This window comes from Rhodococcus sp. AZ1 (assembly GCF_054979605.1).
On record NZ_JBUEQF010000006.1, the window covers coordinates 152045 to 172616 of the forward strand.

Below are 20572 nucleotides of genomic sequence, written 5' to 3' on the forward strand. Positions count from 1 at the left end.
TGGCGTCAGGACGGGCCCACCGCGGCACTCGCCTCCTCGCGCAGGTGCCGTCGGCGACGCACCATGAGGGTGACCAGCACGGCGATCAGGGCGCCGTAGATGACGTAGTCCGCGTACCCGAGGTACTGCTGGAACTTCTCGTGCTGCGTACCCAGAGCCGCACCCACACCCAACAGCATCGTGTTCCACAGGGCGGACCCGGCCACCGTGAGAGCGGTGAAGACCGTCAGGTTCATCGCCGCCGCCCCGGCGGGCAGCGAGATCACCGAGCGCACGCCCGGGATCATGCGGCCCAGGAACACCGACCAGGTGCCGAAGCGAGTGAACCACTGAGCGCCGCGCTCGGCGTCACGTCGACTCACCACGCGGGTCCACACCAGGAAGTTCACCGTCCGCGCCAGCCCGACACGTCGGCCCACCCCGTAGAACACCAGAGCCCCGAGCCAGGCTCCGATGGTGCTCCAGACCACCATCGCCCAGAACGACAGCGAACCGCTCTGACTGAGGTACCCGGCGAAGGGCAGCAGAACCTCGCTGGGAATGGGCGGGAACACCGACTCCACGAAGATCAGCAGCCCGATTCCGGGGGCGCCGAGCGCCTCGAGGACATCGGCAGCGAAGCCGGCAATTCCGGTGAACCCATGATTCTGCACGTCCCCAGTATCCCGGATGACGCGACTAGGCTCGCCCGGTGACCTTCGACGCCCTCCTCCTGGCCGGCGGCCGGGGCTCACGACTGGGCGGGGTGGACAAGCCCGAACTCGACGTCGGTGAGCGCACCCTGCTCGACCGTGCGATCTCGGCCGTGGCCGACGCGAGATGCGTTGTCGTGGTGGGGCCGACACGGACCGCGACGGCGTGGCCACGCGAGGTCGTCCAGGTCCGCGAGGACCCCCCGTACGGCGGGCCCGTCGCTGCCATCACCGCCGGACTGGCGTCGCTCACCGCGACGAGGTCGGCGAGCGAGATCGTGGTGATTCTCGCCACCGATCTGCCCGACATCACCCCCGATGCGGTGTCCGTGCTGGTCGAGACGCTGCGGGCACACCCGGACGTGCCCGTGGCGGTGGCCGTCGACGACGACGGTGCCGAGCAGTACCTGGTGGCCGCATGGCGAGAGGAGACCCTCGTCGCGGCTGCCGCGGGCGCTGCGGCGCAAGCCGGCGTCCGGTCCCTTCTGCCGGCCGAGCGCATCACGGTCCCGCTGTCCACGGTCACCGACGTCGACACCGCCGCCGACCTGGCGGCCGCTCGCTCGAGGTCACGGGTCACCGTCACGCAGGCACGGGCCGCGATCACCGCCGCGGTGTCCCCCGACCCGATTCGCATGGTCTCGACCTCCTCCGAGCGGCCGGCAGGTGCGGTCCTCGCGTCGGACATGGTTGCTGCACAGCCCTTCCCGGTGTTCGACACCTCCGCGATGGACGGCTGGGCGGTCTCCGGTGCCGGACCGTGGCACATCGTCGACGACGTGGTGCTGGCAGGCTCTCGCTCCGACACCCTCACACCCGGGTTCGCGGTGCGCATCGCCACCGGTGCCCGCGTACCGACGGGTGCGACATCGGTGCTCCGCGACGAGTTCGCACGGCCCGATGCCGGAACCCTGACCCGACTACCGCACACGCCCGTCCGATCGGACATCCGCCGCCGCGGCGAGGACTGGGACGGCGGCGAGATTCTCGCGCCGGCAGGCTCGGCGATCGGCACTGCGCTGTGGTCGCTCGCGCACAGCGCCGGGGTGTCGAGGTTGCACGTACGTGGTCCGGTGACGGCCGGCGTCCTGCTGACCGGTGCCGAGGTTCTCACCGGCGCCATGTCCGAACCCGACCCCCGCGACCATGGCGTCCACATTCGGGACTCGATCGGCCCGGTTGCACCGGAATTGTTGCGGGAGTGCGGCTTTGCGCCCGGTCCTATCACACATGTCGCCGACGCACCATCGGCGCTCGACGCCGAGTTCACCGCGCCGCGCAGTACGGTTCTGGTGGTGGTCGGCGCGACGGGAGGCGGCGCCGCCGATCGACTCCGCACAGCCCTGGCGGACTGCGGCGCGAACATCGTGGTCGCCGGAATCGCTTGCCGTCCTGGGGGTTCCGCAGTAGTGGCCGTTCTCCCCGACGGTACGACCGTGCTCGGTTTGCCAGGCAATCCCTACGCCGCCGTGGCCACGCTGCTCACGGTAGGGCCGACGGTTGCTCGCGCACGCGCCGGCGCCGGTCGCCGCGAGCCGATCCTCGGCGAGGTGGTCGGCGCACCGACAGCGCCCGCAGCGACGACCCTGCTTCAGCCCGTCCGGCGGGACGGGGCGCGGTGGTCGGTGCTGAGCCCGGTCCGCACCGCCCATCTACGCTCACTTCTCGACGCGGACGCGATAGCTCTACTGCCGCCCGGCACCGTGGACGGGACGCTGGTGGAGCTTCTCCCGCTCCCCGGACGGTGACCCGGACGCGCCGACGAGCGCGCTGCGATACCGCTCGACGAGCAGATCCACCACCGCGGGATCGACTCCGAGTGGGTCGGTCACCGAGTCGGCGCCGCAGCGCAGCAGACGCTCGTGGAAGAGCCCCGGTGCGAGCAGGTACGACGCGAGGACTATCCGCGCACCCGGTCGGCTCAGATTCCGAATGCGTTGCGCTGCAACGACACACGGGACGCGAGGTGTACCGGTGGCAATGGTGGCCACCTGCACCGGGACGCGCAGTTCCTCGGCGAGAAGTGCCGCGGCCTCCTCGACGTCCGAGCGAGCCCGGGGGTCGGACGACCCGGCGGCTGCCAGGATCACCGTGTCGCCCTCGCCGAGCGATACCCGCGCGCGAACGGCGTCGGCCATGACGCCCGCGAGAAGTCGACCCGGACCGAGGGCGGCAGTGACGATCACGTCGCCGCGCCCACTGTCGGCCACCTCGCGGGGAACGTCCTCGTACACGTGATAGCCGGACGCCAGGAAAGCCGGGACCAGTACCACCGGGCCGGGGTCGAGATCGGTGAGCACCTGCGACGGCGTGGGTCCGAGGACGTCGACGTACGCCACGCGGACGGTGGTGACCTGTTCGCGGACCGCGGCGGCCAGCGCCTCGACCGTACGAACTCCGGTGGCGCTGCGGGTTCCGTGCGCCACCAGGATCAGCGGGACCGAATCGGTCACCGCGATCATCGGGACCGAATCGGTCACCGCGCGTCGCCGGGCTCGTCCACGGCGAGCCGGTACCCGCGCTTGACGACCGTGGTGATCAGTCCCGGCACCCCGAGCGCCGACCGCACACGCGTCATCGCCGTCTCCACCGCGTGGGTGTCTCCCCCACCGCCGGGGAGGGCGGCCAGCAGATCCTCCCGTGAGACGACGCGTCCGGGGTCCCGGGCGAGTGTCTTGATCAGCGCCATCCCGGCCGGCGACAACCGTGTCGGTGTCCCGTCGATCATCACGCAGCCGCCGAGGACGGCGAGTTCGTGACCGGCCACCGACAGTGCCCGCGACCGCACCGACAGCTCGTCGGCCACGTGGCGGGCGAGGGCGCCGAGACGGGCGCGTGCGGGCGCGGTGGTGGGAACGGAGAGAACCTCGAGCGGGCCGGCGGTGACCGGACCGACGCAGACGGGCACCACGCGGGAGCGAAGAGCCTCGAGGAGTGGATCGAGAACACCATTGGCCTTGGCGCGCATGAGCATCGACGCCACGGCCGGGGCGGAGGTGAAGGTGATCGCATCGAGGTCACCGGCGATGACGGCCTCGATCATCCGGTCCATGGGGCCCTGATCGTCGGGCGGTGTCCAGCGGTAGACCGGGACGGCGATCACCGTGGCTCCCGCGGTGCGCAGCGACTGGCAGAAGTCCGGAATCGGCTCCCACTCCGTGGCGGCCCCGTGCAGCTGCACCGCGATGCGAAGGCCGTCGACGCCCTCGGCGTGCAGGTGGTCGATCACCTCGGCGGACGACTCCGAGGCCGGCGACCACTCCTCCCGAAGGTTGGCCGCCCGGATCGCTCCGGTGGCCTTGGGCCCACGCGCGAGGATCCGGGACTGGGCGAGCGCGACCGACAGCGACTCCGCACATCCCCAACCGTCGGCCGCTTCCATCCAGCCACGGAAGCCGATGCCCGTGGTGGCCACGGTGATGTCCGGTGGGGCGGAGATGATCTCGCCGGTGACCCGATGTAGCTCGGCATCGTCGGCGAGCGGGATGATGCGGATGGCAGGAGCGTGCACGACCTTCGCGCCCCGTCGCGTCAACAGGGAAGCGAACTCCTCGGCGCGACGCGCAGCTGTGACGCCGACGGTGAACCCGGCCAGGGGTGTCGCCTCGGCGTCACGCGGCAGAGTCGGTGAGTTCATCCCGCGGGCGCCCCGACACTGATCACGCCGTCGCAGACATCGACCGCGTAGACCGGGATCCGCGTGCTCTCATCGTCGAGGCAACGACCGTCTCGTAGAGAGAACACGTGCTTGAGGAGCGGCGAGGCGACAGTGGGCTCGCCGCGCCGATCACCGACGATCCCGCGCGAGAGCACCGCGGCCCGCCCGAACGGGTCGATGTTCCCCACAGCTGCCAGCGTGTGGTCGTCGAGCAGGAATAGAGCAGCTTGATCGCCGCCGCGCAGGAGCACGGCAACACCACGGTTGGCGATCATGGACTCCAGTGTGCACGCCCGTGTCCACTGCAGACCAGCCCCTGCATCGTCGGCGCGGTGGGAAACCAGATCGGATGAGTCGACGATGGTCATGACGTTCCTCTCGTTGAGTTCCGTTCTACGGTCACGGTGTTTCCGACGAGTTACCGTCGGCGCCCGCCGGTGTGAACCCCGGCATCCCGATGAGCACCGGCACCTTCCGGTCGCCGCTCTCGTCGAAGGCCACCGTCGGGTCCGGCGACTCGGGGGCGTTGACGAAGGAGACGAAACGGGCGAGCTTGCTCTCGTCGTCGAGAACGCCCTTCCACTCGTCCTGGTAGCCCGCCACGTGACGCTCCATCGCGGCTTCGAGTTCGGCGCCGATCGCCAGCGAGTCCCGACACACCACGTCCTCGACGTGGTCGAGCCCGCCGTCGAGCGAATCGATCCACGGTGCGGTGCGTTGGAGGCGATCGGCGGTGCGCACGTAGAACATCAGGAACCGGTCGATGTACTGGACCAACGTGCTGTCGTCGAGGCCCTGCGCCAACAGTCGCGCGTGCGCCGGGGTCTGACCGCCGTTGCCCCCGACGTAGAGGTTCCAGCCGTTCTCGGTCGCGATGACCCCGACGTCCTTACCTCGCGCCTCGGCGCATTCGCGGGCACACCCGGACACACCGAACTTCAGCTTGTGCGGCGACCGCAACCCGCGGTATCGCTTCTCGAGGAACACCGCCATGCCCACCGAGTCCAGCACACCGTATCGGCACCAGCTCGACCCGACGCAGCTCTTGACCGTGCGCAGCGACTTTCCGTACGCCTGGCCGGATTCCATGCCCGCATCGACGAGGCGCCGCCAGATCTCGGGGAGCTGCTCGACGCGGGCGCCGAAGAGATCGATGCGCTGACCGCCGGTGATCTTGGTGTAGAGGCCGAAGTCACGTGCCACCTCACCGATCACGATCAGCTGCTCCGCGGTGACCTCCCCACCGGGCATCCGCGGCACCACCGAATAGGTGCCGTTCTTCTGAATGTTGGCCAGGAAGTGATCGTTGGTGTCCTGGAGCGAGGCCTGTTCGCCGTCGAGGATGTGCGTCGAGGACGTCGACGCCAGAATCGACGCGACCACCGGCTTGCAGATCTCGCACCCGCGTCCGGTGCCGTACGCGGCGATCAGCCCCGAGAACGTGCGCACACCGGTGGCGGCGACGATCTCGAACAACTCTCGACGCGACTGGGTGAAGTGCTCGCACAGAGCGGTCGAGAGAACCACACCGGACGCCGCGAGCAGCGACTTGATGCTCGGGAGGCAGCCACCGCAGGTGGTACCGGCACCGGTGCACGCCTTCACCGCAGGAACGTCGCAGGCACCCGCGGTGATGGCCGCGCAGATGGTGCCCTTGTCGACGTTGTTGCACGTGCAGATCTGCGCATCGTCGGGAAGTGCTGCCACGCCCAGCTTCTCGCCCGCAGGAGAGATCAGTGCCGCGGGATCGCCGGGAAGCTCGCGCCCGAGAAGTGGCCGCAAGGTGGCGTAGGCGGACGCGTCGCCGACGAGAATCCCGCCGAGCAGAGTGGTGGCGTCGTCGGAGAGCACCAGCTTGGCGTAGGTGCCCTTCGGTCCATCGCTGACCACCACCTCGAGGGCGCCCTCGGTAGCGGCGTGCGCGTCGCCGAACGACGCCACGTCGACCCCGAGCAGCTTGAGCTTGGTGGACATGTCCGCGCCGGGGAACTCGCCCGCGCCGCCGAGGAGACGGTCGACCACGATCTCGGCAGTGGTGTATCCGGGCGCGACGAGTCCGTAGCACCGCCCCTGCACGGCCGCGCACTCCCCGATCGCATGAATGTGCTCGTCGCTGGTGCGCAGCCCTGCGTCGGTGACGACGCCGCCGCGCTCGCCGACCTCGAGGCCGGCCGCGCGGGCCAGGGAGTCCTGCGGCCGCACACCGGCCGAGAACACGAGCAACGCCGCGTCGATGTAACTGCCATCGGCCAATTCCACGCGGAGCGAGCCGGATTCGTCCGCTGTGATCGACGACGTGCCCACGCCGGTGTGCACCGTCACCCCGAGATCGGTGACCAGACGCTCGAGCAGAGCACCTCCACCCTCGTCCACCTGCAGCGGCATCAGCCGAGGCGCGAACTCCACCACGTGGGGGGTCATCCCCATGAGCATGAGCGCATTGGCCGCCTCGAGTCCGAGGAGCCCACCACCGACCACCACGCCGGTGGCACCGGGTCCGGCAGCCTCGGCGCGGGCGCGGATGCCGTCCAGGTCGGCAATGGTGCGGTAGACGAAGCACGAGGCGAGGTCGTGCCCGGGGATGGGCGGGACGAACGGGTAGGAGCCGGTGGCCAGCACCAACTCGTCGTACGCCACCGTGTCGCCGGCCGAGGTGGTGACCGTACGAGCGTCCCGGTCGATCCCGACCGCACGAACGCCGGTCCGGAGCGTCACCGCGTCGTCACCGGGGTAGTCGTTGCCCGCGAGGGCCAGTTCGCGGTGGTCCCAGACGCCGACGTAGGAGGACAGGCCCACCCGGTCGTACGCCGGGAGTTCCTCCTCGCACAGCACGGTGACGGTGAACCGGTTCGCGGTGTCGCGTGCGCGCATCGCCTCCACGAACCGGTGGCCCACCATGCCGTGCCCGATCAGCACGATCGAGCGGGGTGGCACATTCACAGCGCTGCCGCCTTCTCGGTCGCGCCCGTCACTGCAGGGGTGGCGGCGGGCGGGGTGACAGGGGGCGGGGTGACAGGGTTGGCGGACCGGCGCACGTACACCAGCAGGGTGACCACGGCGCAGACGACGTAGAAGGCCAGGAACACCCAGAAGGCAGTGGTTGCCGACTTGGCCGACCCCGAGTACGAGGCGCGCAGGACCAGGTTGATGCCCACCCCACCGAGGGCCCCGACCGCTCCGGCGATGCCGATGAGTGCACCGGACATCGTCCGTGACCAGGCTGCCTGCTCCTCACCGGTCATCCCGACCAGGCGAGCGGACTTGTCGGCGAAGATCGCCGGGATCAACTTGTACACCGATCCGTTGCCGATGCCCGAGAGCACGAACAGCGCGATGAAGCCGACCACATAGAAGGTCATCATGGTGCCGGTGGCCGCGCCGGCAGTGGAGTCGTCCGCCATCGAGGTCGCCACCAGGATCCCGGCGGAGAAGATCATCGCGACGAAGGTGTACATCGTGATCGCGCCGCCACCGATGCGGTCGGCCAGACGGCCACCGAAGGGACGCGAGAGCGAGCCCAGCAGCGGGCCGATGAAGGCGATCTGAGCGGCGTGCAACGACGCCTTGGCCTGCATGGCTGCGGTGACGGGACCGCCGTCGGCAAGGCCGGCCAGGAAGTTGATCTGCAGGATCTGACCGAACGCGAAGCTGTAGCCGATGAAGGATCCGAACGTGCCGATGTACAGGAAGGCGATCACCCACGAGTCGGAGAACCTCATCACGTCGATCATCGAACGACCGTTGGTGCGCTGATTGTCGAGGTTGTCCATGAACAGTGCGGCGCCGACGGCCGCCGCGGCGATGAGAACCAGGTAGATCGCACACACCACCTCGGGCGCGGTGTTGCCGAGGGTCGCGATCACGAGCAGGCCCACCAGCTGGATCACCGGCACGCCGATGTTGCCGCCCCCGGCGTTGAGCCCCAGCGCCCATCCCTTCTCGCGTTGCGGGTAGAAGGCGTTGATGTTGGTCATCGACGATGCGAAGTTGCCGCCGCCGAGACCGGCGAACGCCGCCACCACGAGATAGGTGGTGTACGAAGTCGGGTTCATCATGAAGTACAGGGTCAACACTGTCGGCACGAAGAGGATCAGTGCGCTGAACACCGTCCAGTTGCGACCGCCGAAGCGTGCGGTGGCGAAGGTGTAGGGAATACGGAGGACGGCGCCCACCAGCGTGGGCACCGCGACGAGGAAGAACTTCCCGGCGGCGTCGATTCCGTAGGTGGCCATGGGCATGAACAGCACCATCACCGACCAGATCGACCAGATCGAGAAGCCGACGTGCTCGGCGAAGACGGACCAGATCAGGTTGCGGCGGGCGATCTCCTTGCCGCCGTTCTCCCAGGCAACGGTGTCCTCGGGGTCCCAGGAGGAGATGCGATGGTCGATCGAAACGGGTCGGGTTGTATCCGGTTGCGTACTCACGGCATTCGGTCCTTTACGGTCGGGTGCTCCGACCATAGGAAGACCATGTTGCCGTAATCGGCAGGGCAGTGACCCTTCGGTGAACTTGCCCTCACGCCGGCCGTCGAACCTCGGTGAGATCGGCTGCCGAGGCGGCGAGAGGTGTCAGAGCATCAGACGGATCAGATCGGCAGTGCGCGCCAGACCCGGGAATGCCTCCGGGGTCGAGCGCGGGTGCAGCGCGTGCACTGCGAGCCGGAACATGACCGCGCGCAACAACATTTGCGGCCACTCGTCCAGTGTGTCCCATCGAGCAATGAGGCCGTCGTCCGCACCGCCCCACGCCACGGAGTCCACCACCACCACGGCGGCCGCCCAGTTGGCCGGTCTCCAGTAGGGAACGATGTCGGTCAGACCGGGCGCCCGCGCGCCCGAGAACAGGACGGTGCCGAACAGGTCTCCGTGAACCAGCTGATCGGCGAGCAGAACCGGCTTGCGCAGGCCGGCGAGCCGGCCGATCAGTTCGATGCTGGCCGCACCATCGGGCGAGGTGGGCTCGCTGGCTCCGCCGAGCCGAGCCGAGCGCATCGGCACCGGCTCCCAGGCCGCGCGGTCGGCAGCGACGAACACCTCGGCATCCGACCACGGCGGAACCGGGTGCTGGGCGAGGAAGCGTGGCCGCTCGAGGTGGGCGGTGCCGGCGTGCAGCCGCATGGCCAGCGAGACGACCTCGTCGAACCGGGGTTCGGGTTCCCCGTCGACGAATGTGTCGGCGCGCCAGCCGGACACCACGTAGCGCCCGTCGGTCGACCGGACGGGGCGTGCCAGGCGAACACCGTCGACGACGAGGGTTTCACGCACCTTGGCCGACCACGCTGCCCGCGCATGATCGACGATGGGCGAGAGCACCACATCGCCGAAGCGCCACCCGCCGTCCCAGTCGTCCCCGAGCGGCACCGGGGTCTCGCCGCGGAGCCCGAACGTCCCACAGACGTGTGCGGGCGGTTCGATGGTGGACATATTCGACAACGTACCGCCTGGCCGACGATCAGTATTGCGGCATCCCCGGATCGATCTCGGCACCCCACGCCGAAATACCGCCGGCGAGATGGAGAACCCGCGTGAAACCTTCTTCCCGAAGGGCTGCAAGGACTTCCGCGGACCGTATGCCGGTTTTGCAGTAGAGAACCACGGTCTCTTCTCGCGGAATCTCCTCGAGCGCCGAACCGGAGAGCAGACGCCCCCGGGGAATCGAGACCGCACCCGGAATCCGGTTGATCGCGAACTCCACGGGCTCACGCACATCGATCAGGCGCACCTCGTCCAGCCGGGCGGCGAGTTCGATCGGCGAGATCTCGCCGTCCACTCCGGGGTCGGCGGGCACTGGGGGGTCGGCGGGCACTGTGGGGTCGGCTGGCACTGGGGGCACGCCGCAGAACGCGTCGTAGTCGACCAGTTCCGTGACGCGGGGTCGCTGCGGATCGCGTCGCAACGTCACCGTGCGATAGGTCATCTCCAACGCGTCGTAGATCATCAGCCGTCCGAGCAGCGGCCGCCCGATCCCCGTGATGAGCTTGATCGCCTCGGTGACCATGATCGAGCCCACCGATGCGCACAGCACCCCCAGCACGCCACCCTCGGCGCACGAGGGCACTGTGCCCGCAGCCGGAGGATCGGGGTAGAGATCCCGATACGTCACGCCGCGACCATCAGGAGCGTCCTCCCAGAACACCGACACCTGTCCGTCGAACCGGAAGATCGAACCCCACACGTAGGGCCGACCGGTCAGCGACGCCGCATCGTTGACCAGATACCGGGTGGCGAAGTTGTCCGACCCGTCGATCACGAGGTCGTAGTCGCGGAAGAGCTCGAGGGCGTTGGTGCTGTCGAGACGACACTCGTGCAGAACCACCCGGACGCTCGAGTTGACGGCCGCGATCCGATCGCGGGCACTGACGGCCTTGGGTCGGCCCACATCGGACTCACCGTGGATCACCTGACGCTGCAGGTTGGACTGCTCCACCACATCGAACTCGACGATCCCGAGCGTGCCCACCCCTGCAGCGGCCAGGTACAGCAGAGTCGGCGACCCGAGCCCACCCGCACCGATCACGAGCACGCGGGCGTTACGCAGTCGCTTCTGCCCGTCGACACCCAGATCGGGGATGATCAGGTGTCGGCTGTAGCGGCCCACCTCGTCTGCTGTGAGGTCGCCCGCGGCGTCCACCAGCGGTGGGAGCGGTCTCGTCTCGCTCACGCGCGCGGGTACGGCCACGGGTTGAACCGACAGACCTTGCCGTCCATGGGCACCACTCCGGCGGGGTCGAGCACCGCGATGTCGTTGTTGGCCGTGCCGAAGCTCTGCTGCATCATGATCGGCGCCAGCCCGCCGTCGGTCTCGCACGGCTGATGCCGGGCATAGCCGATGGCGTGCCCCACCTCGTGGTTGATCTGGTACTGGCGGTACGAACCGATGTCACCCTGGAAAGAGATGGCTCCGCGCACCCAGCGCGGCTCGTTGAGCACCACCCGCGAGATGGCGGGGTTGAAGCACGAGACCTCCAGCTGGATGTCGTAGCCACACGCCTGACGGATACTGAGCTGCGAGGTCAACGAGATGCGGAAGTCGGGCTCACCGGAGTCGATCCGCCGGAAGGCGAACTGGGGATCGTTGGTCCAGCTCTTCGGGTTCGCCAAGGTCTGATCGACCAGGCGGGCAAAGGACTCGTCACCGCCGAAACCGCTGGTGTCGACACCGTCCTCGACCTCGACGGTGTACGTGAAGACCTTGTTGGTGCCCTGCCCGACCTGCGGCGTCGTACCGGGAACGATGTGCCAGGTGTTCGCCCCCTGCACCGTGAACGGCCCTCCGTCCGGAAGCGCACCCGACGGGATGGTGGCCGCGAAGTTCCCGTCGCCCTGCGGTGGCACGCCCACCACGGCGGTGGAAGCCGTCGGATCACTGCGCTGGCCGACCGCGGGGGACGACGCCGACGCGGGAGTCGACGTCGTGGACGGGTCGGGTGCACGGACGGCGTCGACGACGACCAGAACCGTGATCACCAACAGGATCGGAAGAGCGTATGCACGCCAGCCGTACGTGGAGGTGAACCGACCCAGACGGCTCTGCTTGCGCGCTCCGCGGTACGGACGGGCGGAGCGCTGCTTGCCGGGATCGGGCGCAGTGGGATCCCATTGCGCCCGCAAGGGCTGGTGCGACAGCCGCTCCCGCTCCTCGCGTACGCCGCCGCGCGGGCGCCCGGGTCCGCCGCGAAAGGTCACCCCACCAGCGTCTCATATCGTCATCGCGAGTCCGACCTGGCACGCCGGGGTATCGTGTGGACGACCCAGACAGCCGACCCCCGAGGTCGGCGGAGGAGCTGTAAACACGCATGTCGATCCCCGAGTTCACCGGCACATCCGGCGCCGACGTCCGCCGCCGATGACCGACCTCACCGAACGCGGTTCCGTGCCGCCACGTCGCAGTCCACGCCTGCCCCGGGACGAGCGCCGCGCCCAGCTTCTCGCCGCTGCGAGCGAAATCTTCGTCGCGAACGGGTACCACTCGGCGGGCATGGATGAGATCGCCGAGTGCGCGGGGGTGAGCAAACCCGTTCTCTACCAGCACTTCCCGGGCAAGTTGGACCTGTACCTCGCCGTTCTGCAGAGCTACGTGGACAGTCTCATCGCCGGTGTGCGCCAAGCCCTGCGCTCGACCACCGACAATCACCGACGTGTGCGTGCCGCCGTGATGGCGTTCTACGACTTCGTCGACAACGACTCCCAGGGGTTCCGCCTCGTCTTCGAGTCCGACCTGATGGGCGACCCGCAGGTCCAGCGCAGTGTCGACAAGGCAACCGAGGCGTGCGTGGACGCCGTCTACGACCTCGTCGCCCACGATTCGGGACTCGATCCGCACCGCGCCCGCATCCTGGCCGTGGGACTGGTGGGGACCAGCCAGTTCACCGCCCGCTACTGGCTCGAGGCCGACCGTCCCATCACCAAGGAGGAGGCGGTCGACACCACCGTCGCCCTCGCGTGGGGAGGGCTCTCGCACGTTCCGCTGCAGAACATGTGAGATCCCGGTAGGGACCGCCGACGACCGAGCCCCGGTACGCACGATGCGTACCGGGGCTCGGTGCTGCTGGTCGGGTGCGCTCAGCCGAGGTTGGCTGCGAACCCCACACGGCGGCTGTCGGACGGACCGATCTCCACGTAGGCCAGCTTGACCGCCGGGATCAGGAACTTGCGACCCTTGTCGTCGACGAGCGACAGAACGCCCGTGCCACCGAAGGCCTCGGTCACGAGCGCCTCGACCTGATCAGGCGTCTGCTCGCTGTTGATGGTGAGTTCTCGCGGGCTGTCCGCGATACCGATCTTGACCTCCACGGTCGACCTCCACGATTGGTCCTGGTGACTACTTGTCGCTCCCGAGGCTAGTGCAGGCCGACCCACCCCGGCCTCGTCGCAGCACACGCTGACAGCGAACACATGCCGCGGGTCGGACCGGACCGAGGTCAGACCAGACCGAGAACCGCCATCCGCTCCGCGTGGCGCACCTGCATGCGGTCGAACAACGCCACGATGCCGTTGAAGTCGCCACTGACATCCATCACCAGGTCGGTGAGCTCCTCGCGCTGGGCGAGCACGAACTGAGCCTGGGTGATGGCCTCCCCGAGCAGGCGGCGCCCCCACAGCATCAGTCTGTCCTTGTCCTTGTGACTCGAGGCCACCCGCTTGTTCACCTCGTGAACCACGAACTCCGAGTGCGAGGTCTCCGCCAGCACACCCTCGATCACGTGCGCGATCCCCGCCGGGAGTCGATGGGCGAGTTCGAGGTAGAAGTCCGACGCCAACCCATCGCCCACGTAGGTCTTGACCAGCACTTCCATCCACGTGGAGGGCGTCGTGGAAGCGTGGTACGCATCCAGCGGGGCAGCGAACGGCTCGATCACGCTCAGCACGTTGCGGCCCCGCGAGGACAGCTCGCTCTCGAGGAGCTCGAAGTGGTTCATCTCCGCCGCGGCCATCGACGCCATCGCGATACGGCCCTCGAGCGACGGTGCCATCCGCGCGTCGTCGACGAGGCGGTAGAACGCGGCGATCTCTCCGTAGGCGAGCACGGCCAGAAGGCTCTCTATGCCCGGATGATCGACGGTGATGGCAGAGGCCGGCACGTCCGGCGGGTTGGCTCCCATGGGCGCCGACACTACCGCCGCGCACCCACGTGCGGTTCCACGCACGCGTGACCGGCTAGAATAAGCTCGCCCGCCTCACGCACCCTGCGCGAGACGGCTCCACGACACTGTGCGCGCACCCGTTCCGCGCCCCTGTCCGCGCCCCGCTCGTTCATGCGGTAGGCCCGGCGGACCTGGGCCCGAGCGAGGGCATCGACACCGGCCGAATCACGGCCTGGCCCTCCAATCCTCGTGCGCGCGAGCGAAACACGAGGAAGGCCGAACCCCTGAGCGAGACCCCCGACGTCACCGACGTCACCGATACCCCCGACACCACGGTGATCGTCACCGACGATCACGTTCCCCCCACCTTCGCAGAACTCGGAGTGGACGACGCGATCGTTCGTGGCCTTGCGGAGGTGGGCATCGAACGCACCTTCGCCATCCAGGAGCTCACCCTCCCCCTGGCCCTGGCCGGCGACGACCTCATCGGCCAGGCCCGCACCGGTATGGGCAAGACCTTCGGCTTCGGTGTGCCGCTGCTCCATCGCCTGGCCACCGGGCCGGCGGACGGCGCCGGCACCACCGCACTCGACGGCACCCCGCGCGCCCTGGTCATCGTCCCCACCCGCGAGCTGTGCATCCAGGTGGCAGGCGACCTCGAGAACGCCGCCAAGCACCTGACCTCGGCACGCGGACCGGTGACCGTGCTCTCGATCTACGGCGGCCGCCCGTACGAGAGCCAGATCGAGGCTCTGCAGGCCGGCGTCGACGTGGTGGTCGGCACCCCCGGTCGTCTCCTCGACCTCGCACGCCAGGGCCACCTCATCCTCGGAAAGGTCGGGGTACTGGTGCTCGACGAGGCCGACGAGATGCTCGACCTCGGTTTCCTGCCCGACATCGAACGAATCCTGCAGATGGTCCCCGACGGTCCACGCGACGGACGCCGCGGCCGCCAGACCATGCTCTTCTCCGCCACGATGCCGGGGCCGATCATCACCCTCGCGCGCACCTTCCTGACCCGTCCCACCCACATTCGGGCCGAGCACGCCGACTCGTCCTCCGTGCACGAACGCACCGCCCAGCACGTCTACCGAGCCCACGCCCTCGACAAGGTCGAGATGGTTGCCCGTGTCCTGCAGGCCAACGGTCGCGGCGCGACGATGATCTTCACGCGAACCAAGCGAACCGCCCAGAAGGTCGCCGACGAGTTGGCCGAGCGCGGTTTCGCAGTGGGCGCCGTGCACGGCGACCTCGGCCAGATCGCGCGGGAGAAGGCGCTGGGCGCGTTCCGGAAGGGCAGCATCGACGTTCTCGTCGCCACCGACGTCGCGGCGCGCGGGATCGACATCGACGACGTGACCCACGTGATCAACTACCAGTGCCCCGAGGACGAGAAGACCTACGTGCACCGCATCGGACGCACCGGGCGTGCCGGGCGGACCGGCATCGCGGTCACGCTGGTCGACTGGGACGACATTCCCCGCTGGCAGTTGATCGACAAGGCACTCGGCCTGGGCATCGCAGATCCTGTGGAGACCTACTCGAGCTCGCCGCATCTGTTCGAGGAGCTCGAGATCCCGACCGATGCCACCGGATCGGTCGCCAAGCCCCGATCTGCCCAGCGACGTGCGGACTCGTCCGCCACCTCGTCGGAAGCCGGCACCACGCGCCGGCCGCCGCGCGAGCGCTCGCGTCGACGCACCCGCGGCGGATCCGGCGTGACTCCGGACCAGCCGCCGGCCCCCTCTGCGGAGGGCACGACCGCGCAGAGCTCGACCGCGCAGAGCTCGACCGCGGAGAGCTCGACCGACGCCGCCGCCCCGCGGCGTCGTCGCCGGCGCCGCCGCGGGGCGTCCGGTGATTCGTCCCCCAACGGCGCAGCCGCTGAGACACCCAGCGGCGCAGCCGCGGAAACACCCAGCGGCGCAGCCGCGGAGACACCCAGCGGCGCAGCCGCGGCGGCGGACTGACCAGGGCGCCGGTGCCAAAGCCCGAACGCCGCACCCGCGGTGACCTCGTTGCCGCAGCCCTGATCGCGGTCGCCGTGATCGTGGCGGCCACCATCCTCTGGGTGACCGGGGACGCGGCGGGGACCACGTCCCGCACGTCGGCCTCGCCGATCCCGGTCCCACCCCCGTCCGCAATGGTTCCCACCTCGCTGGAGACGGTGTGGACGGCCGGCGACACCTCCGGCCCCGCCCCGGTGGTCGTCGGTGGAACGGTCGTGGCCGCCGTGGGCAATCGGGTCGACGGGATCGACCCCGCGACCGGTGGTGCCGCGTGGTCCTACGACCGCTCCGCAACGCTGTGCGCGGTGCTCTCCGGGTGGTCGAGCGCAGTCGCGGTGTACCGAGACGGACGAGGCTGCGGCCAGGTGACCGCCCTCGACGGCGCCACGGGTCGACGCGGCGCCCAACGAACCTCGGATGCGGACGACCCGGTGGCCCTGTCCTACGACGGCACCTATGTCCTCTCCCGTGGGGGCACCCGCCTCGAGGTGTGGCGATCCGATCTGGTGCGCACACTCGAGTACGGTCGCGTCGACGCGCCGGTCAACCCCGGCGATCAGCCCCGTTCGGGCTGCACTCTTCTCTCCGGATCGTCGAGTTCGAGCCGTGTCGCCGTGCTCGAGCAGTGTGGGGGCGAAGCCGGACCGCGCCTGACCGTGATGAACCCCGCACCCCGCGACGCGACGAAACCCGAGGTGTACGGATCGACGATCCTCACCGACGTTCCCGCCGCCGATTCCGGTGCCCGAGTTCTGTCGGTGGCCGGGGAGCGAGTGCTGCTCTACCTTCCCGCGACCGACACTGCACCCGCCCGGATCGGCGTCTTCGACGGCTCGGGCGCCTTCGTCTCCGCGCAGGATCTTCCCGCCGGCACCGCACCCACCGACGATCCCCTCTCACCGCCTGTGGTCGTCACCGGAAGCGTGGTGCTGTGGTTCACCGGTACGGCCACCCTGGCGATGGATCGTGTGACGTCGGCGATCCGCTGGAGCATCCCGAACACTCTCGGTGTGGGCACCCCGATGGCGGGCGACGTGCTGGTACCCACATCGGGTGCCCTCGCCGTGGTCGATCCGTCGTCGGGAACGATCCGGTCTCGGATCCCGGTCGATCGCGGATCGTTCACCGGGCCCGTCGGGACCGCGGTGGTGGGGTCGGTGGTACTCGAGCAGCGGGGGTCCACCCTCGTTGCTCTGCGTTCGCCCACCCGCTGAGGGCCGACCCGAATCAGTCGCCGGGCGAGTAGGTGCGGATGGGCGTGCCCTTCCGCCAATGGTCCGACAGTTGTTGCGCCAACGCTCGATACGCGAGTGCGCCTTTGCTCTTGCGACCGGACAGAACACTCGACCCCGACGCCGATGCCTCGGCGAAACGGACGGTGCGCGGAATGGGCGGATCGAGGACATCGATGCCGTAGCGATCGGACACATCGGCCAGAACGTCCCGAGAGTGGGTGGTTCGGGCGTCGTAGAGAGTCGGTAGCGCACCGAGAAGGGTCAATTCGGGGTTGGTGATCTGCTGAACCTCCTCCACCGTGCGCAGCAACTGACCCACACCGCGATGTGCGAGCGTCTCGCACTGCAGCGGGACGAGCACCGAGTCGGCCGCGGTGAGGCCGTTGAGGGTCAACACGCCCAGTGACGGCGGACAGTCGATGACGACCACATCGACGTTGTCGAGCACCGGCGCGAGGGCACGGGCCAGGGTGTGTTCGCGGCCGGGCCGCATCAACAGCAGTGCCTCCGCGCCCGCCAGGTCGATGGTGGCCGGCAGCAGCGACATGCCTTCGGCCGTCTCCAGCAGTACCGACGACACGGGCACCCCGGCGGTGAGCACCTCGTGCACCGAGGCTTCGAGACGGTCGGGATTGTGTCCGAGCGAGAACGTCAGGCTGCCCTGCGGATCGAGATCCACCACCAGGACCCGATGACCGAGCGCGACGAGTGCCGCACCCAGGGACGCGACGGTGGTGGTCTTGGCCACGCCGCCCTTCTGATTGGCCACCGCGAGGATCGTCGAGCCGCGTGGGCTGCGAGTGGACGACGTGCGAGCAGAGGACGGAGTCACGCTCCCGATCCTTCCCCACGAGGGGCCCGCGTGCGAGAGACATCGGCCCGTGTCGGTGTCGTCCTCTCGATCGCCGTCGACGCGGGTGGGCATGATGGTGCAATGGAACGCCCCGACCGGCGCGTGGTTCTGCTGCGTCACGGCAACACCGATTGGTCCGACACCGGCCGTCACACCGGCATCACCGACGTCGACCTCACCGAGCGGGGAGAGCGCCAGGCCGAGGCAGCCGGGCGCACCCTCGCCGCACTGGGTCTGCTCGATCCACTGGTGGTCTCGAGCCCCCGCATTCGCGCTCGGCGCACCGCCGCCCTGGCCGGACTGGCGGTCGACGAGACCTGGGACCTGCTGGTGGAATGGGACTACGGCAGCTACGAGGGACTGACGACGACCGAGATTCGGCAGACGGTCCCGCACTGGACGGTGTTCACCCATCCCTCGCCGGGCGGCGAGACGCTCGACGCCGTTGCTCATCGCGCGGACACCGTCATCTCGGCCGTCGAGCCCTCACTGGAGACTCGGGACGTGATCCTTGTCGGTCACGGCCACTTCTCCAGGGTTCTCGTTGCCCGGTGGTGCGGGTTCCCCGCCGCCGAGGGCGCCCGGTTCGCGCTCGGACCTGCCTCGTGCACGGTCCTGGGGTACGAACATTCGCGTCGACAGGTGATCACGAGCAACGCCGCGGCCGGGGCTCTCGGGTGACGCCGGTGCCGCTACTGAAGTCCGCTGCGCATCCACTTCGTGGTCGGTGGGCACAGCAGCAGACCGAGCGCCGAGATCACCACGACGGCGAGAAGCGTTCCGAACAGCGGCTGATCGGACCCGAAGAGCAGCGAACCGGCCACCGGCACCAGCAGGATCTGGACCACGACGGAGGGCGAGCGACCCCAGCGGCGACCGGTGAGCAGCGACCCGCCCGCAGCCAGCACGCCCGCCCCGAGGAGCCCGAACCAGAGCGCAGTGCCGTACCCGCTGGCAGCGGAGTCGTGGTGCCCACTGATGCTGCGCACCAGGAACCACACCGCCACCGCCACCGAGGCCGCGCCCTGCAGCGCCACCACGGCTCCACCGGCACGCGCGGTGATGGGAACGGTGTCCGCGGAGTCCGTCTCGACCATGGTTCCGAGAGTAGTGCCCGCTAGGCTCGGAAATCGTGCGCGCCCTGCTGATCGTCAACCCCAACGCCACCACCACCACCGCAGCGGCACGCGACCTCCTCGCGCACGCGCTCGCGAGTCGAACCTCGCTCACCGTCGGACACACCACCCACGCCGGCCACGCCAGCGACATGGCCCGCCAGGCTCGACTGGCCGGAGTGGATCTGGTGATCGTGCACGGCGGCGACGGAACGGTGAACGAGGTTGTCAATGGACTGCTCGGCCCACCGGCACCGACATCGATGCAGTCGGTCACGGTGGGGCCGATACCGCTGCTCGCCGTCGTCCCCGGCGGCAGCGCGAACGTGTTCGCGCGCTCCCTCGGAATCGAGCGGTACCCACTCGAGGCCACCAACCAGCTGATCGATCTACTGGGCACCGGCGATACCCGCCGTATCGGCCTGGGACATTGCGACGGCCGATGGTTCCTGTTCAACAGCGGAGTCGGGCTCGATGCCGAGGTGTGCGAGGCAATCGACAACAGTCGCAAGGACGGCGGCGGAGTCTCCCCCGCGCGTTACGTCCGCGCCAGCGTGCAGTCGTTCTTCCGGGCGAAGCGGCGCGCGCCACGCCTGACAGTGGAGGTCGAGGGACACGAGCCCACCGGCGGAATCCACTACGCGTTCGTCTCCAACTCCGACCCCTGGACCTACCTAGACACCCGCCCGGTCCACACCAATCCAGGGGCAAGTTTCGATAACGGTCTGGGTGTGTTCGCCATGCGAACCACGGCCGTATTGCCGTCCCTGCACGTTGCGCGTCAAATGTTGTTCGGAGCCGGGGCGCCGACGTCGAGATACCTGCTGCGGGTCGACGACGTTCCGTCTGTGACCATCACCGCGTCGGAACCGACCGGACTGCAGCTCGACGGGGATTACATGGGTCTGCGGGAGCGCGTGGAGTTCCGATCTGCAGCCGATGCCCTGGTGGTCGTAGCTCCGGCACCGACGGATCCGAGTGAAATATCCCACCCTCATACTCGCAACTCTTGACTTACGCGCTGATCGTGAAAGCATTCACAAGCAACAGCGCGGAAACATTTGCAACGCGCACGTGAATTGTTCGAGTCGAACGGCGCCGACGACGCGCGCCCAGTAAGGAGCACCAGGATGGATTGGCGCCACAAGGCTATCTGTCGCGATGAGGATCCGGAACTGTTCTTCCCCGTGGGAAACAGCGGCCCGGCTCTCGCACAGATCGCCGATGCCAAGGTTGTCTGCAACCGCTGCCCCGTCACCGCCGATTGCCTGTCGTGGGCACTCGAGTCGGGTCAGGACGCCGGCGTGTGGGGCGGACTGAGTGAGGACGAGCGTCGCGCCCTCAAGCGGCGCAACGCGCGCACCCGCGCCCGCTCGGCCGTCTGAGCAAGAGCCACCGCAGCACACCGATTGCCCGGCACCCAC

General features: G+C 68.9%; 20 protein-coding genes. 7 read left to right on the forward strand and 13 right to left on the reverse strand.

Annotated elements, in window-relative coordinates:
• Positions 1–5: 5 nt before the first annotated feature.
• Positions 6–653, reverse strand: coding sequence for a DedA family protein (locus ACY48E_RS09735; protein ID WP_462871952.1), 648 nt, complete (start codon positions 651–653; stop codon positions 6–8).
• 38 nt (positions 654–691) lie between these two features.
• On the opposite strand from ACY48E_RS09735, the gene ACY48E_RS09740 reads away from it, so the two are divergent.
• The gene (locus ACY48E_RS09740) at positions 692–2440 is read left to right on the forward strand and encodes an NTP transferase domain-containing protein (RefSeq protein ID WP_462871953.1); all 1749 of its coding nucleotides are present in this window, start codon (positions 692–694) and stop codon (positions 2438–2440) included.
• Here the strand turns inward: ACY48E_RS09740 and ACY48E_RS09745 are convergent.
• The 8 genes from ACY48E_RS09745 to ACY48E_RS09780 all read right to left on the reverse strand — a co-directional run bounded on the left by ACY48E_RS09745 (position 2378) and on the right by ACY48E_RS09780 (position 12038).
• Positions 2378–3154, reverse strand: a complete 777-nt coding sequence (locus ACY48E_RS09745) for a sirohydrochlorin chelatase (RefSeq protein WP_462872064.1) — start codon at positions 3152–3154, stop codon at positions 2378–2380. The genes ACY48E_RS09740 and ACY48E_RS09745 overlap by 63 nt on opposite strands.
• Positions 3155–3168: 14 nt before the next feature.
• Positions 3169–4329: a uroporphyrinogen-III synthase gene (locus ACY48E_RS09750; RefSeq protein WP_462871954.1), complete on the reverse strand. Its 1161-nt coding sequence runs from the start codon at positions 4327–4329 to the stop codon at positions 3169–3171.
• Positions 4326–4718, reverse strand: coding sequence for a nitrite reductase small subunit NirD (gene nirD, locus ACY48E_RS09755; protein WP_462871955.1), 393 nt, complete (start codon positions 4716–4718; stop codon positions 4326–4328). Before nirD ends, ACY48E_RS09750 begins: the two co-directional genes overlap by 4 nt.
• Positions 4719–4749: 31 nt before the next feature.
• Positions 4750–7284, reverse strand: coding sequence for a nitrite reductase large subunit NirB (gene nirB / locus ACY48E_RS09760; protein ID WP_462872065.1), 2535 nt, complete (start codon positions 7282–7284; stop codon positions 4750–4752).
• Between the two features lie 2 nt (positions 7285–7286).
• A complete protein-coding gene (locus ACY48E_RS09765; protein WP_462871956.1) occupies positions 7287–8813 on the reverse strand; it encodes an MFS transporter in 1527 nt (508 codons plus the stop codon).
• Positions 8814–8921: 108 nt separating this feature from the next.
• Positions 8922–9776, reverse strand: a complete 855-nt coding sequence (locus tag ACY48E_RS09770) for a TIGR02569 family protein (protein ID WP_462871958.1) — start codon at positions 9774–9776, stop codon at positions 8922–8924.
• A 28-nt stretch (positions 9777–9804) separates the two neighbouring features.
• On the reverse strand, positions 9805–11013 hold the full coding sequence (gene moeB, locus ACY48E_RS09775; protein WP_462871959.1) for a molybdopterin-synthase adenylyltransferase MoeB: 1209 nt from the start codon (positions 11011–11013) through the stop codon (positions 9805–9807).
• Complete coding sequence (locus ACY48E_RS09780) at positions 11010–12038, reverse strand: DUF3152 domain-containing protein (protein WP_462871960.1); 1029 nt, start codon at positions 12036–12038, stop codon at positions 11010–11012. The genes moeB and ACY48E_RS09780 overlap by 4 nt, the downstream gene beginning before the upstream one ends.
• A gap of 160 nt (positions 12039–12198) precedes the next feature.
• Here ACY48E_RS09780 and ACY48E_RS09785 point away from each other — a divergent pair, with 160 nt between their 5' ends.
• Complete coding sequence (locus tag ACY48E_RS09785; protein ID WP_462871961.1) at positions 12199–12834, forward strand: TetR/AcrR family transcriptional regulator; 636 nt, start codon at positions 12199–12201, stop codon at positions 12832–12834.
• An 80-nt stretch (positions 12835–12914) separates the two neighbouring features.
• Here the strand turns inward: ACY48E_RS09785 and ACY48E_RS09790 are convergent, their stop codons facing one another.
• Positions 12915–13145 carry a DUF3107 domain-containing protein gene (locus ACY48E_RS09790; RefSeq protein WP_462871962.1) on the reverse strand — a complete coding sequence of 77 codons (231 nt, stop codon included), beginning with the start codon at positions 13143–13145 and terminating at the stop codon, positions 12915–12917.
• A 128-nt stretch (positions 13146–13273) separates the two neighbouring features.
• Positions 13274–13954: a ferritin-like fold-containing protein gene (locus tag ACY48E_RS09795; RefSeq protein ID WP_462871963.1), complete on the reverse strand. Its 681-nt coding sequence runs from the start codon at positions 13952–13954 to the stop codon at positions 13274–13276.
• Positions 13955–14160: 206 nt separating this feature from the next.
• Between ACY48E_RS09795 and ACY48E_RS09800 the strand changes: the two genes are divergently transcribed.
• Both ACY48E_RS09800 and ACY48E_RS09805 read left to right on the forward strand, forming a co-directional pair.
• Positions 14161–15906, forward strand: a complete 1746-nt coding sequence (locus ACY48E_RS09800) for a DEAD/DEAH box helicase (RefSeq protein WP_462872066.1) — start codon at positions 14161–14163, stop codon at positions 15904–15906.
• Between the two features lie 11 nt (positions 15907–15917).
• Positions 15918–17159, forward strand: a complete 1242-nt coding sequence (locus ACY48E_RS09805; RefSeq protein WP_462871964.1) for an Rv3212 family protein — start codon at positions 15918–15920, stop codon at positions 17157–17159.
• A 13-nt stretch (positions 17160–17172) separates the two neighbouring features.
• Here the strand turns inward: ACY48E_RS09805 and ACY48E_RS09810 are convergent, their stop codons facing one another.
• On the reverse strand, positions 17173–18012 hold the full coding sequence (locus tag ACY48E_RS09810) for a ParA family protein (RefSeq protein ID WP_462871965.1): 840 nt from the start codon (positions 18010–18012) through the stop codon (positions 17173–17175).
• 102 nt (positions 18013–18114) lie between these two features.
• Between ACY48E_RS09810 and ACY48E_RS09815 the strand changes: the two genes are divergently transcribed.
• Positions 18115–18714 carry an acid phosphatase gene (locus ACY48E_RS09815; protein WP_462871966.1) on the forward strand — a complete coding sequence of 200 codons (600 nt, stop codon included), beginning with the start codon at positions 18115–18117 and terminating at the stop codon, positions 18712–18714.
• Positions 18715–18725: 11 nt separating this feature from the next.
• On the opposite strand, the gene ACY48E_RS09820 is transcribed toward ACY48E_RS09815, so the two are convergent.
• Positions 18726–19130 (reverse strand): hypothetical protein, encoded by a 405-nt coding sequence (locus ACY48E_RS09820; RefSeq protein WP_462871967.1) that lies wholly within the window; start codon positions 19128–19130, stop codon positions 18726–18728.
• A 35-nt stretch (positions 19131–19165) separates the two neighbouring features.
• Here ACY48E_RS09820 and ACY48E_RS09825 point away from each other — a divergent pair, with 35 nt between their 5' ends.
• Both ACY48E_RS09825 and ACY48E_RS09830 read left to right on the forward strand, forming a co-directional pair.
• Positions 19166–20161 (forward strand): diacylglycerol/lipid kinase family protein, encoded by a 996-nt coding sequence (locus ACY48E_RS09825; protein ID WP_462871968.1) that lies wholly within the window; start codon positions 19166–19168, stop codon positions 20159–20161.
• A gap of 117 nt (positions 20162–20278) precedes the next feature.
• Complete coding sequence (locus tag ACY48E_RS09830; protein WP_328809913.1) at positions 20279–20533, forward strand: WhiB family transcriptional regulator; 255 nt, start codon at positions 20279–20281, stop codon at positions 20531–20533.
• Positions 20534–20572 lie beyond the last annotated feature (39 nt).